Source organism: Tropicibacter sp. S64, from assembly GCF_049803835.1.
Taxonomy (GTDB): domain Bacteria; phylum Pseudomonadota; class Alphaproteobacteria; order Rhodobacterales; family Rhodobacteraceae; genus Pacificoceanicola.
This window is the reverse complement of sequence record NZ_JBNAGK010000008.1, coordinates 39,775-52,040: the sequence shown is the minus strand read 5'-3', so window position 1 is coordinate 52,040 and position 12,266 is coordinate 39,775. Positions and strand designations below refer to the sequence as shown.

General features: G+C 64.6%; 12 protein-coding genes. 8 read left to right on the top strand and 4 right to left on the bottom strand.

Annotation, left to right across the window (positions count from 1 at the left end; translation table 11 throughout):
• Positions 1 to 16: 16 nt before the first annotated feature.
• Positions 17 to 1,000, bottom strand: coding sequence for a TraB/GumN family protein (locus ACP159_RS13710; RefSeq protein ID WP_425100297.1), 984 nt, complete (start codon positions 998 to 1,000; stop codon positions 17 to 19).
• A 63-nt stretch (positions 1,001 to 1,063) separates the two neighbouring features.
• Between ACP159_RS13710 and ACP159_RS13705 the strand changes: the two genes are divergently transcribed.
• Positions 1,064 to 1,753 carry a DUF2161 domain-containing phosphodiesterase gene (locus ACP159_RS13705; protein WP_425100296.1) on the top strand — a complete coding sequence of 230 codons (690 nt, stop codon included), beginning with the start codon at positions 1,064 to 1,066 and terminating at the stop codon, positions 1,751 to 1,753.
• Between the two features lie 17 nt (positions 1,754 to 1,770).
• On the opposite strand, the gene ACP159_RS13700 is transcribed toward ACP159_RS13705, so the two are convergent.
• Both ACP159_RS13700 and ACP159_RS13695 read right to left on the bottom strand, forming a co-directional pair.
• Complete coding sequence (locus tag ACP159_RS13700) at positions 1,771 to 2,700, bottom strand: DMT family transporter (RefSeq protein ID WP_425100295.1); 930 nt, start codon at positions 2,698 to 2,700, stop codon at positions 1,771 to 1,773.
• A gap of 198 nt (positions 2,701 to 2,898) precedes the next feature.
• Positions 2,899 to 3,384: a GNAT family N-acetyltransferase gene (locus ACP159_RS13695; RefSeq protein ID WP_425100294.1), complete on the bottom strand. Its 486-nt coding sequence runs from the start codon at positions 3,382 to 3,384 to the stop codon at positions 2,899 to 2,901.
• 266 nt (positions 3,385 to 3,650) lie between these two features.
• Here ACP159_RS13695 and ACP159_RS13690 point away from each other — a divergent pair, with 266 nt between their 5' ends.
• The 5 genes from ACP159_RS13690 to ACP159_RS13670 all read left to right on the top strand — a co-directional run bounded on the left by ACP159_RS13690 (position 3,651) and on the right by ACP159_RS13670 (position 8,543).
• Positions 3,651 to 3,938 (top strand): co-chaperone GroES, encoded by a 288-nt coding sequence (locus ACP159_RS13690; RefSeq protein ID WP_425100293.1) that lies wholly within the window; start codon positions 3,651 to 3,653, stop codon positions 3,936 to 3,938.
• 66 nt (positions 3,939 to 4,004) lie between these two features.
• Positions 4,005 to 5,651: a chaperonin GroEL gene (gene groL, locus ACP159_RS13685; protein ID WP_425100292.1), complete on the top strand. Its 1,647-nt coding sequence runs from the start codon at positions 4,005 to 4,007 to the stop codon at positions 5,649 to 5,651.
• A 228-nt stretch (positions 5,652 to 5,879) separates the two neighbouring features.
• Complete coding sequence (locus ACP159_RS13680) at positions 5,880 to 6,668, top strand: GGDEF domain-containing protein (RefSeq protein WP_425100291.1); 789 nt, start codon at positions 5,880 to 5,882, stop codon at positions 6,666 to 6,668.
• 38 nt (positions 6,669 to 6,706) lie between these two features.
• Positions 6,707 to 7,336 carry a ribonuclease HII gene (locus ACP159_RS13675; protein WP_425100290.1) on the top strand — a complete coding sequence of 210 codons (630 nt, stop codon included), beginning with the start codon at positions 6,707 to 6,709 and terminating at the stop codon, positions 7,334 to 7,336.
• A gap of 91 nt (positions 7,337 to 7,427) precedes the next feature.
• Entirely contained in the window at positions 7,428 to 8,543 is a 1,116-nt protein-coding gene (locus ACP159_RS13670) for a site-specific DNA-methyltransferase (RefSeq protein WP_425100289.1), read from the top strand.
• A gap of 108 nt (positions 8,544 to 8,651) precedes the next feature.
• Here ACP159_RS13670 and ACP159_RS13665 read toward each other — a convergent pair whose 3' ends face one another.
• Positions 8,652 to 9,104 carry a YbjN domain-containing protein gene (locus tag ACP159_RS13665; protein ID WP_425100288.1) on the bottom strand — a complete coding sequence of 151 codons (453 nt, stop codon included), beginning with the start codon at positions 9,102 to 9,104 and terminating at the stop codon, positions 8,652 to 8,654.
• 142 nt (positions 9,105 to 9,246) lie between these two features.
• On the opposite strand from ACP159_RS13665, the gene ACP159_RS13660 reads away from it, so the two are divergent.
• Both ACP159_RS13660 and ACP159_RS13655 read left to right on the top strand, forming a co-directional pair.
• A complete protein-coding gene (locus ACP159_RS13660; protein WP_425100287.1) occupies positions 9,247 to 10,122 on the top strand; it encodes a DMT family transporter in 876 nt (291 codons plus the stop codon).
• Positions 10,123 to 10,296: 174 nt separating this feature from the next.
• Entirely contained in the window at positions 10,297 to 12,222 is a 1,926-nt protein-coding gene (locus ACP159_RS13655; protein WP_425100286.1) for a methyl-accepting chemotaxis protein, read from the top strand.
• Positions 12,223 to 12,266 lie beyond the last annotated feature (44 nt).

Below are 12,266 nucleotides of genomic sequence, written 5' to 3'. Positions count from 1 at the left end.
CGCCGTCCCGTGAGCCCTAGAATGGCTGACGGGTCAGTGTGTAGCCGCGTTGCGCCAGCAGGTTCAGCACGCCGTTCTCGCCGGAGAGGTGACCTGCGCCGAAGGCGGCGACGACCGGGCCGTCCGTATCCGCAAGGGCCTGTTCCATCACCGGAATCCAGGCGATGTTGCGGCCTTCCAGAAGGGTGCGTTCGAGTTCGGCCTGTTCGGCGTCCATGTCGGCTTGCGTCATGCCGTCGAGAGGCGGCGTGATGACCAGAGTGGTCAGCCAGGAGAGGGCGTGCGCCTCCTCGACATAGGTCGCGATCAGGGTTTCGATCATGTCGGCGCCGGTGTCGGGTTGGGTGATCGCGGCGACGAGCCAATGCAGCTGGTCCTCGCGCGGGGTATCCGCGAAGATGCGGATGGCGGCGTCGAAGGGTTCCAGGCCGCGCGTGCGAACGCCAGCGGCGTCTGCGGCGGCTTCGAGCTGGAAGTCGATGCCGTTCTGATCCTTGATGGAGGCCATGAGGCAGGGCGGCATGCCGAGGATCGTGGAGACGTACCACGGCTCGAACTTCGCGGCCATGAAGCCGGGGATGCCGCGCTCCTGCATGGCGTCGGCGAGGCGCAGCCAGTCGTCCTCGGGCAGGAGGTCGGGAAGCGTTTCACCTTCCAGCAGCATCAGGCCCGGTTCGGTGGCGAGGAGGCTTTGCATCTGTTTCCGCCCGGCTGCGGGCAATTCGAGCAGCAGCAGGGCGGCGGTCTCGACCAAGGGTGTGAGACGGGCGACGGGACCGGCGAAGCGCGGGTCGTCGATGTGGATCGTGCCGATCAGGTGGAGTGCTTCGCCATCCTTCTCAGCGAGCCAGTGGTTGCCCTCCGGGTAGGGGCGGCCGTCCATACGCTCAGCGAGGCGGGCCTGCTGGTCCGGGGTGAGTGTGCCGCGCAGGTCGGTGCCCTGGCAGGCGGCGTGCAGCGGAGCGGCGAGGGTCAGGAAGGCGAGGGCGAGGCGGAGCATCTTGGACTTCTTTCGGTAAAACGGCATTGTCCATCAAGGATGTGGCGAAGATGCGGGGCGGCAATGCAGCGGGAAAGCGACCTTTATGCGCCCCTCAAGGGGTATCTTGAGGCGCAGGGCTACGAGGTCAAGGGCGAGGTCGGGGCGGCGGACATCGTGGCGCGGCGCGGTGACGAGGAGCCGGTGATCGTGGAGCTGAAACTGCGGATCACGCTGTCGCTCTATCATCAGGCGGCGGCGCGGATGACCCTGTCGGATCTGGTCTATATCGCGGTGCCGCGCCCGGTGGGGACGTCGGCGCGGCGGGCGTTGAAGGACAACAAGGCGCTGTGCCGGCGGATCGGCCTCGGGTTCATCACGGTGCGCGAGGATGGTTTCGTCGAGGTGCAATGCGATCCGGGCGGAGCCGCGCCTCGGCGGAACACGAAGAAGCGGGAGCGCCTCCTGCGGGCGTTCGAGCGGCTGCGGGGGGATCCGAACGACGGCGGCGCGACGCGCTACGGAATCGTGACGGGGTATCGGCAGGATGCGCTGGCCTGCGCGGCGTACCTCGCCCATGCGGGGGCCGAGAAGGGCTCGATCGTGGCGAAGGCGACGGGGGTGGCGAAAGCGACACAGATCATGCGCAGCAACGTCTATGGCTGGTTCGGCAAGGTGGAGACCGGCGTATATGATCTGACCGACGAAGGCCGGAAGGGGCTGGCGGATTGGGCGCACAGCCTGGAGGACGCGTCCGGGAACGAGGGTGCGTAGCGGGAAGGGCCGGTTGGTCAGGCGGGTTCTGACGGACGTTTGCGGCGGCCAGCCTGGCGTTCGCGGTGCAGGGTGTAGAGGCCGGAGGCGACGATGATCGCACAGCCCAGGATGGTCCAGAGGTCCGGCAGGTCGGAGAATACGAGCCACCCATAGAAGGTGCCCCAGAGGATCATCGAGTAATGCAACGGCGCGAGTACCACCGCCTGCGCGATGTCGAGGGCCCGGATCACGAGGACTTCCCCGAGCGCGGCGCAACTGGCGAGGCCGAAGATCGGCAGCCAGATCTGCCAGCCCTGCGGGGTCTCCCAGACAAATGGCAGCAAAGCCGTGAGCACCACCGTGGCGGTGATGGAGGTATAGGCCACGGTGGTCAGGGCGCTGTCGCCGCCGGCCAGCCAGCGAGACAGGATCTGGCGCAGGGCGAAGAGGCTGGCGGCCAGGACGACCAGCAGGATCGCCGGGTGAAAGACGCCGAAGCCCGGCCGGATGACGATGAGCATGCCGCAGAAACCAATGGCCACGGCGATCCAGCGGCGTATGCCGACCGGCTCGCGCAGGATCAGCGCCCCGAGCAGGGTGACGATGAAGGGCGCGACGAAAGACACGGCGACCGCATCGGCCAGGGGAACGTGGCCGACGGCGATGATGAAGAGCGTGGCGGAGCCAGCGGCGGCGACTCCCCGGCTGATCTGCAGGATCGGGTTCTTTGTCCGCAGCGCCTGGCCCCGGTTCAGGATCAGCGCGACCATCACGCCGAGAAACAGACCTGCCATGCGGAACCAGGTGATCTGCAGCGCCGGCAGGTGCGCGGTCAGCACCTTGGCCTGCACGTCGCCAGCGGCGAAAAAGAAGAACCCGAGCGCCATCAGGGCGATCCCCCGCATGTTGTCAGGATCGGACGGGGCGGGGGCGCTGTGCAGCGGAGAGGCAGTCTGAAGGGGCATCGGTGTGGCCGGTCCTCGGGAAATGCGTGTGCAGGCGACAGATCCTGTCCCGCGCGGGTTCGGCCCGGGCCAACCGGATCACCCGCTGTCAGGCGGGGCGGTTTCGGGCAATCGCGTGGCGGGATAGGTCATCTTGTCTGACCTGACAGTGCGTCCGGAGCGCCGGGGCGTCAAGGCGAAACCCGGCGCGCCCGCCTGTCAGCGTGGGCTTGTCAGGTGTTTTTCGAAGAAGACATCGGGATAGGGATCGTCGTTGAAGCGCGGAATCTCGTCCCATTGCCATTTGCGGTACATGGCGATGGCCTCGGTCAGGATGGAATTGCTGTCGAGGCGGAGCAGCGTGTGGCCCAACTCCATCGCACGCGATTCGAGGGCGGCCATGAGCCGGCGGGCGAGGCCGAGCCCCCGGGCCTCGGGCGAGACCCACAGGCGCTTGACCTCCGCGTAACCGTAGTCCGTGCCCTTGAGGCCAACGCAGCCGAGCAGGGTTTGGCCCTGCAACGCGATGAGAAAGCAGCCGCGCGGCGGCATCATGTCCGCGGCTTCGGGATCGGCGGAGAGGGAGACGTCGAAGCCGCGCTCGAAGCGGGCGGCCAGCTCGGCGTAATACTGTTCCAGGCAGATCACGGCACGCGGATCGGTTGGTGCGATTTCCAGCAGGGTGACTTGGGGAGCATGGGGCATGGCGGATTCCTTGGTGCGCGATGTCTGGCAGAGCGGCGCGCGGGCCGCAAGATCGGCGGCGGGCGGCCGATGGGCTTTGCAGTCCGCAAACCGGTTCCCCATATACCGGGCAAGGCGGAGGGAGCGCCGAAATTTTTTCCGAACAGGGTTGTTGACTCGCCGGTTTCAGACGCCTAGCTATGCGCCGTTAGCACTCGACCAAGGTGAGTGCTAACGCCCCGACGAGAGGGGCCAAGGACACAAACTTTGAGCAAGGAGACTCGAAGATGGCATTCACACCGCTTCATGACCGCGTGCTGGTCCGCCGTGTGCAGAGCGACGAGAAGACCAAGGGTGGTCTGATCATCCCCGACAGCGCAAAGGAAAAGCCCGCCGAGGGCGAGATCGTTTCCTGCGGCGAAGGCGCGCGCAAGGACAGCGGCGAGCTGATCGCAATGTCGGTGAAGGCAGGCGACAAGGTCCTGTTCGGCAAGTGGTCCGGCACCGAAGTGACGATCGACGGCGAAGAGCTGCTGATCATGAAAGAGAGCGACATCCTCGGCATCATCGCCTGAGACCGTCCCGGCGGCGTCGCCGCTGACCGCACTCTTCCAAGCTAACCCCATTCAGGAGAACACGAAATGTCTGCAAAAGACGTGAAGTTCAACACCGATGCCCGCACCAAGATGCTGCGCGGCGTGAACATCCTCGCCGACGCGGTGAAGGTGACCCTCGGCCCGAAAGGCCGCAACGTGGTCCTCGACAAATCCTTCGGCGCACCGCGCATCACCAAGGACGGCGTGTCCGTGGCGAAGGAAATCGAACTGGAAGACAAGTTCGAGAACATGGGCGCCCAGATGGTGAAGGAAGTTGCTTCCCGCACCAACGACGAAGCCGGTGACGGCACCACCACCGCGACGGTTCTGGCCCAGGCCATCGTCAAGGAAGGCCTCAAGCAGGTTGCCGCGGGTCTCAACCCGATGGACCTCAAGCGCGGCATCGACATGGCAACCTCCAAGGTCGTCGAAGCGATCAAGGCCGCTGCCCGCCCGGTGAGCGATTCCAACGAAGTCGCCCAGGTCGGCACCATCTCCGCCAACGGTGAAGCCGAAATCGGCCGTCAGATCGCAGACGCGATGCAGAAGGTCGGCAACGAGGGTGTCATCACCGTCGAAGAGAACAAGGGCCTCGAAACCGAGACCGACGTCGTCGAAGGCATGCAGTTCGACCGTGGCTACCTGTCGCCCTACTTCGTGACCAACCCGGACAAGATGGTTGCCGAGTTGGAAGACGCGATGATCCTCCTGCACGAGAAGAAGCTCTCCTCGCTGCAGCCGATGGTCCCGCTGCTCGAGCAGGTGATCCAGTCGCAAAAGCCGCTGCTGATCATCGCGGAAGACGTCGAAGGCGAAGCACTGGCGACCCTCGTGGTCAACAAGCTGCGCGGCGGTCTCAAGATCGCAGCCGTCAAGGCACCGGGCTTCGGCGACCGCCGCAAGGCCATGCTGCAGGACATCGCGATCCTGACCGGCGGCCAGGTGATCTCCGAGGACCTCGGCATGAAGCTCGAGTCCGTGACCATGGACATGCTGGGCACCGCCAAGACAATCAACATCACCAAGGACGAGACGACCATCGTCGACGGCCATGGTGACAAGGCCGAGATCCAGGCGCGCGTCTCCCAGATTCGCACCCAGATCGAGGAAACCACCTCCGATTACGACCGTGAGAAGCTGCAGGAACGCGTTGCCAAGCTGGCAGGCGGTGTTGCCGTGATCCGCGTCGGCGGCATGACCGAAGTGGAAGTGAAAGAGCGCAAGGACCGCGTGGACGACGCTCTGAACGCCACCCGCGCAGCCGTGCAGGAAGGCATCGTCGTCGGCGGTGGCGTGGCTCTGGTGCAGGGTGCGAAGGCGCTGGCAGGCCTCGAAGGCGCGAATGCCGACCAGAACGCCGGTATCGCCATCGTGCGCCGCGCCCTGGAAGCGCCGCTGCGTCAGATCGCGGAGAACGCTGGTGTCGACGGCTCCGTCGTTGCTGGCAAGGTGCGCGAGTCGGACGACCAGAAGTTCGGCTACAACGCCCAGACCGACGAGTACGGCGACATGTTCAAGTTCGGCGTCATCGACCCGGCGAAGGTCGTGCGCACCGCGCTCGAGGATGCGGCTTCCGTGGCCGGCCTGCTGATCACCACCGAAGCGATGGTGGCCGACAAGCCCGCGAAGGAAGGTGCCGGCGGCGGCATGCCCGACATGGGCGGCATGGGTGGCATGGGCGGCATGATGTAATCTGCCCCGCCACCTGCGGACACACTGACGGATGTCAGGACAAAGGCGCCCCTGCGGCGCCTTTGTTGCATTTGCGGCAAAGGATAAAATGCACGGCAAAGAGCAGAGGATTTTTATCCGGTGTTAAGGGCTGCGGTGCACGATCGGGGTCGGGCCAGAAGGGGTGTCCATATGTGGCTGTACCGGAGCATGAATCGCGTGTTTCCATCATCGTTCGGAGCCAAGTTGATGTGCATTGCGCTCATCGGCCAACTGCTGCCGCTGGCGCTGGTGGTGTGCTATCTGGGATTCACGGCCGGCGCGCGCGCGCTGGCCAGCGCCGAGTTCGTGATCTTCTTCATCTCCACGGGCGCCGGGATGTTCTTCTCGGTCACGGGACTGTCGGCTTTGATGGTGCCGTTGCGCACGTTGGAACAGGCGCTGTCGGTGATGAAGGCGCGGCGGGAATACCGTGTGTTGCCGACGGAGTTCCGGGACAGCGTTGGCCGCATGATGGCTGTGACCAACGCCATCGCACAGGCCCTAGGCGCGAAGCTGGATCCGCGATACGCCAAGTCCAACATCAATCCGCTGACCGGCGTCCTCGATGAAGCCGGGTTCGAGGTGGCGCTGCGGCGACAGGGCGAGGGTACGCTGGTCTGGCTGAACATCGACAACCTTGAGGGGATTCGCGCGGAGCACGGCGCCGAACTGGCCGACGCGCTGTTGGCGCAGGCCGGGCAGGCGCTGCGCGACGAGCTGCGCATCGGAGATCTCGTTGGACATACCGGCGAGACGGAGATGGGGGTCTGGCTCAAAGGGGCAGGGCGTGTCGTGTCGCGGCATGTTGCGGAGAGGCTCTGCGATGCGGTGAAGATGGCCACGGTGCGCGAACTGCCCGGCGTGACGCTCTCGGCGGGCATCGCGGTCCGCGGCGAGAAGGAACCCGTGGAGGCGCTGCTGCCGCGTGCGGAAGATGCCTGGCGGATGGCGCATCACTCCGGGAACCGGGTGGAACTGGCGCCAAACGTCGGCTGAGGCTTGCCCGGGGCGCCGGTTTGCGGTTTCACCGGGGGATGGAACCGTTGAACACGAATTTCGAGTCGCCCTTCTGGGGCAGGGGCCTGCGCGTCGCGGGCGTGGACGAGGTGGGCCGGGGGCCACTGGCGGGTCCGGTGGTGGCCGCCGCGGTCGTGCTGAACCCGGAGGCCTTTCCGGAGGGTTTGCGCGATTCCAAGATGTTGAGCCCGAAGCGACGCGAGGCGATGACCTTGCTGATCCGCCAGCAGGCGGAGGTCGGCATAGGCTTTGCCAGCGTCGAGGAGATCGACAAGATCAACATCCTGCAGGCGACCTACCTTGCCATGCGCCGCGCCCTTGCGGCCTTGCCGCGCCCGCCTGACCACGCGCTGATCGACGGCAACCGGAATCCGTCCGATCTGCCCTGTCCCGGCACCCCCATCGTCAGGGGCGACAGCAAATCGCCTTCCATCGCGGCGGCCTCAATTGTGGCCAAAACATGGCGCGATGATGTCATGAAAAAGATCGCGACACAGTATCCGGGATATGGTTGGGAAACAAACGCGGGATACCCGACCAAGTGTCACAAAGATGCACTCCGAAATCTGGGGGTGACCCCACACCATAGGCGTTCGTTCCGACCCGTGCACAATATCTTGTATCAAGATAATTTCTCAAGTGACTGATTAAAAAACAAAATTGACCTCGAATCGGTTAGGATTCAATTTCTAGGCCAAGGTACGAGAGCGCAAAAAGCGCCGGGGACAGAGGCAGAGAATGACGAAGATGACCAAGCTGAAGGGCGCCGAGGCGCTCCCTCTCAACACGATCTTGGCAGGCGACTGTATCGAGATCATGAACAGTCTGCCGGAGGCCTCGGTGGACCTGATCTTTGCCGATCCGCCGTACAATCTTCAACTCAAGGGCGATCTGCATCGCCCGGACAACTCCCGTGTCGACGCCGTCGACGATCACTGGGATCAATTCAGCAGTTTCGCCGCCTATGACGCGTTTACCCAGGACTGGCTCAAGGCGGCCCGCCGATTGCTCAAGCCCGACGGGGCGATCTGGGTGATCGGCTCCTATCACAACATCTTCCGGGTCGGCACCGCGCTCCAGAACGAGGGCTACTGGATCCTGAACGATGTGGTCTGGCGCAAGGCCAACCCGATGCCGAACTTCCGTGGCAAACGCTTCACCAACGCCCATGAGACGATGATCTGGGCGTCGAAGAGCGAGGGGGCGAGATACACGTTCAATTACGAGGCGCTGAAGGCGCTGAACGAGGGTATCCAGATGCGTTCCGACTGGGTTTTGCCGATCTGCAACGGTGGCGAGCGGCTCAAGGACGAGCAGGGCGAAAAGGCGCATCCGACGCAGAAGCCCATGAGCCTGCTGCACCGTATCCTGATCGGATCGACCAACCCCGGCGACGTGGTGCTCGATCCGTTCTTCGGCACCGGAACGACGGGCGCGGTGGCGAAGATGCTCGGCCGCGACTGGATCGGGATCGAACGCGAGGAGGCCTATCGCACGGTCGCGGAAAAGCGCATCGCGGAGATCCGGCCGTTTGATCGTTCCGCGCTCGAGGTCAGCCAATCGAAACGCGCCGCCCCGCGTGTGCCCTTCGGCCAGCTGGTCGAGCGCGGCATGCTGCGCCCGGGTGAGGAACTCTGGAGCATGAACGGCCGCCACAAGGTCAAGGTGCGTGCGGACGGCACGCTGATCGGCGACGACGTGCGCGGCTCCATCCACCAGGTGGGCGCGGCGCTGGAGAACGCGCCGAGCTGCAACGGCTGGACCTACTGGTGTTTCCGTCGCGACGGCAAGACGGTGCCGATCGACGTGCTGCGCCAGCAGATCCGCGCAGAAATGGACGCCCATCCGGGCTGATCTCCTACGGTTTCATGAACACCGCCGGTGCCTTGTGAGTGTCATCCGAGGCATCAACTCACCCCGCCTGCGCGTCAGGCGGGGCTTTTTGGTTCGCGGGCCAGGCGCTTACCAGTCGATGAAGTCCTCGAAGTCCTTCAGCACCCGGGTCCACATCTTGAAATTGTCGACGAAATTCTGCTCCGAGACGCCGTAGTCGACGTTCACATCCATCTGCAGGAAGGGGTCCATTTCGTCATCGAGATAGACGCTGGCATACCGCTTGGTGGCGTTCCATTCGTTGGCCTTGGGGTATTCCATCCCGGAACTCATGTCATAAGCGGTCTGGAACTGGATGGTGCGGCAGGACACGTTGTCAGTGCAGTCGTAGAAGAAGATCTGGAAATTGCTGCCCTCGTACTTGGCGGAGATCTTCGGGTCGCCCATACTGTCGGCACCAAGCTCCACGGCGTAGCCTTCGGAGCGCAGGAGATCGTAGATGCGTGCCGGGTTGGAGGCGTCGATGTCGGCCTGCGCGGAAGTCGCCGCAAGAGCGGCGAGGGCGGAAAGAAACGGTTTCATGGGCAAGGGCCTCGGCATTTGTGGTTCAATGGCGGGAGCCTAGCAATCGCGGGTCATTCCGGCAACGGAGCTCTGCGGCGCGGTGCCGTTGGGCGTGAGAATCCGGTTTCCTCCGGCCGCGGTGCCTTCTACAGAAGCGGGCATGGATGTACGCGCACTTCTGATGGGACTGGCCTTCGCGGTCATGTGGTCCTCGGCTTTCACCTCGGCCCGGATCATCGTGGCCGCGGCACCGCCGTTGTCGGCACTGGCGGTCCGGTTCCTGATCTCGGGCACGCTGGCGGTGCTGATCGCCCGGGCGCTCGGTCAGAGTTGGCGCCTGACGCGGGCGCAGTGGCGGGCAACGGTGATCTTTGGCGTATGCCAGAACGCTCTTTACCTCGGGCTGAATTTCTTCGCGATGCAGACGGTGGAAGCCTCCCTGGCCGCGATCATCGCCTCAACCATGCCGCTGCTCGTGGCCCTGGCCGGATGGCTGGTTCTGGGCGACCGGCTGCGTCCATTGAGCCTGTTCGGTCTCCTGGCAGGCATGGTGGGTGTCGCGCTGATCGTGGGGGCTCGATTCGGCGGGGGCTTCGACGTCTTCGGCGTGTCGCTCTGCGTCGTCGGTGCGGTGGCGCTGACCGTGGCGACGCTGTCCATGCGCGGGGCGACATCGGGCGGCAACATGCTGATGGTCGTGGGCCTGCAGATGCTCGTCGGCAGCGTCGCATTGATGCCGTTCGCCGCGTTCGAAAATTTACAAGTCGAATGGTCGATGGCCCTGATCGCCGCCTTCGTTTACACCACGCTGGTGCCGGGGCTGGCGGCGACGCTGGTCTGGTTCCTTCTGGTGGGCCGGATCGGCGCGGTGCGCGCCGCGACCTTCCATTTTCTCAATCCTTTCTTTGGGGTAGCCATCGCTGCCGTCCTTCTGGGAGAGGCGCTGCGACCGCTCGACATGGTCGGAGTGGCGATCATCGCGGCGGGAATCCTTGCGGTGCAACTCTCGAAATTGCCGCCGAAGAAGCCCGCCTGACGGCCAGCATTTTAACGATTTCCCACAGTGCCGGACCAGAGGTTGTTAACCCGCACGGGCCAATAAGGTCACGGGTGCCAGCCGGGGATTGCCCCTGGCACGGTGAGACTTTCGAGGTGTGAGATGGGCAAGGTGTTGAGCAGATTCCCGGTGGGAACGCAGGTTTTCATGGCAATGTCGGTGTTGATCCTGGCGCTGGCGGCGGTGGCTGGCACGTCATGGGTCGTCGAAAAGCGGTTGACGGACAATGCCGACCGTTTGTCGATGTATTTTGCTGCCGACGATTTCATGATGCACACGGAACTGACCCTTCTCGAGGCCGAGGGCAAGCTGTTGCGGTATGGTTCCGACGTGTCGGAGACCTGGAACCCGATCGCGACCCGCATCGACGAGGTGGTCACTGATCTCCGAACGGTGTCCGACCAGCCCTGGCAGACGGAGCGGTTGGTGCAGGAACTGGGGCAGATCGGCGAGTTGCTGGGTGTGATTTCCGGACTGGCGGAACAGGCCAGGGCCGCGACATCCGTGGAGGAGCGGGCCACGGTCATCGAGACGGCGGACCATACCTTGCGCAATGCGTTGTTCAAACTGGCCGCGCTGGCCGAACTGACCGATCAGGCAACGGAAGAGTTGAGCGCGGAAGTCTCTCGCATCTCCAACTGGGCGCAGGTCTTGATACTCTCGGTCGCGTCTGTTGGGCTTGCCGGCGCTGTTGCCACAGCGCTGCTGTTCGGCAAGGCCTTGTCGAAGGCGATCCACGCCATTGCCGCGTCGATTCGCGACCTGACCGAGGAGCGTTTCGACGGGGAGATTGCCGGGACTGACCGCAAGGACGAACTGGGGGGCATCGCCCAGAATGTGTCGGACCTGCGCAATCGCCTTTCGGAGGCCAGCCGTGCCGCCCGGAAGGAGAGTGAGCTGAACGAGGGGCGCGTCGCGTTGTTCGCCGTCCTCGGGGAGGCGATGACGGCGCTCAAGCTGGGCGACCTCGACCAGCGTCTGAACAGTGAGGAGTGGTCGCGCCTGGGTGAAGATTACGTGAAACTCTGTGATGATTTCAACGGCTTGGTTGTTGGTATCGACGATTTGGTTGGCCAGTTGCGGGACAGCGGCGACCGTGTGCAGGGCAATGCGCAGGAACTGACCCGGATGTCCTCGGAGATGGCGCGCCGCTCGGAGCTGCAGGCTGCGACCTTGGAGGAAAGCGCCGCGGCGTTGGAAGAACTGGCGTCGAGCGTCCAATCCGCGGCGGAACGGGCCAAGAGCGCAGAGGCGAAGGTTGTGACGGGCCGGGAACGTGCGGAGCGGGGCGGCGAGGTCATGGCGCGGGCGCAGTCGGCCATGGGCTCCATCGCCAAGTCTTCGGAGCAGATCACCCAGATCATCGGAGTGATCGACGACATCGCCTTCCAGACCAACCTGCTGGCATTGAACGCGGGCGTCGAGGCCGCGCGGGCCGGGGAATCCGGCAAGGGCTTCGCCGTGGTGGCATCCGAGGTGCGCGGGTTGGCGCAGCGGGCCTCCGAGTCGGCCAGCGAGATCAAGGAACTCGTCTCGAACAGCTCGGATCAGGTGGCGGCCGGTGAGCGACTGGTGGAGGAAACCTCCGTGACGCTCAAGGACATCGTCGAGAGCGTGAACGAAGTCTCGGAACTGGTGGCGGAAATCTCGGCCTCCGCGCAGCAGCAGGCACAGGGTGTGCAGGAGATCAATGTAGGCGTCTCCGAGCTGGACAAGGTGACCCAGCAGAACGCCGCCATGGTCAACGAAACCACCGAAGCCAGCCGCGAACTGAGCGGTGAGGCGGATCGTCTGTCCGGTCTGCTGTCGGAGTTCTCCGGCGGGACCGGCCCGGCGGCGCGGGTCTCCGGGGACGTCGGAGCGGTAGAGATGTTCGACGAGGACGACGTGGTCGAGCCGGTGGTGAGGGATCGCCCGGTCAGCGCCCTCGGCGAGAGCGACCTTGAGGTCGAACCGGAGCCGCTGGACACCGCCGGTACCTGGGATGAGGCCGAGATCAAACCCTCGACGCCAGCACCCTCGGTTGTCCGATCAAAGGTGGCGGTGAACGACGAGGTCGGAGTCTGGAGCGATTTCTGAGGGGGATAAGCCCCCAGACAAGCCCGGTCCGGCATGGGCCGGGC

Excerpts from the sequence above, each read along its gene's own strand:
- ACP159_RS13680 (WP_425100291.1), top strand. The coding sequence starts at position 5,880 with ATGTGCATTGCGCTCATCGGCCAACTGCTGCCGCTGGCGCTGGTGGTG.
- ACP159_RS13655 (WP_425100286.1), top strand. The coding sequence starts at position 10,297 with ATGTCGGTGTTGATCCTGGCGCTGGCGGCGGTGGCTGGCACGTCATGG.
- ACP159_RS13690 (WP_425100293.1), top strand. The coding sequence starts at position 3,651 with ATGGCATTCACACCGCTTCATGACCGCGTGCTGGTCCGCCGTGTGCAG.
- ACP159_RS13710 (WP_425100297.1), bottom strand. The coding sequence starts at position 1,000 with ATGCTCCGCCTCGCCCTCGCCTTCCTGACCCTCGCCGCTCCGCTGCAC.
- ACP159_RS13695 (WP_425100294.1), bottom strand. The coding sequence starts at position 3,384 with ATGCCCCATGCTCCCCAAGTCACCCTGCTGGAAATCGCACCAACCGAT.
- ACP159_RS13675 (WP_425100290.1), top strand. The coding sequence starts at position 6,707 with ATGGAACCGTTGAACACGAATTTCGAGTCGCCCTTCTGGGGCAGGGGC.
- ACP159_RS13700 (WP_425100295.1), bottom strand. The coding sequence starts at position 2,700 with ATGCCCCTTCAGACTGCCTCTCCGCTGCACAGCGCCCCCGCCCCGTCC.
- groL (WP_425100292.1), top strand. The coding sequence starts at position 4,005 with ATGTCTGCAAAAGACGTGAAGTTCAACACCGATGCCCGCACCAAGATG.
- ACP159_RS13705 (WP_425100296.1), top strand. The coding sequence starts at position 1,064 with ATGCAGCGGGAAAGCGACCTTTATGCGCCCCTCAAGGGGTATCTTGAG.
- ACP159_RS13660 (WP_425100287.1), top strand. The coding sequence starts at position 9,247 with ATGGATGTACGCGCACTTCTGATGGGACTGGCCTTCGCGGTCATGTGG.
- ACP159_RS13665 (WP_425100288.1), bottom strand. The coding sequence starts at position 9,104 with ATGAAACCGTTTCTTTCCGCCCTCGCCGCTCTTGCGGCGACTTCCGCG.
- ACP159_RS13670 (WP_425100289.1), top strand. The coding sequence starts at position 7,428 with ATGACGAAGATGACCAAGCTGAAGGGCGCCGAGGCGCTCCCTCTCAAC.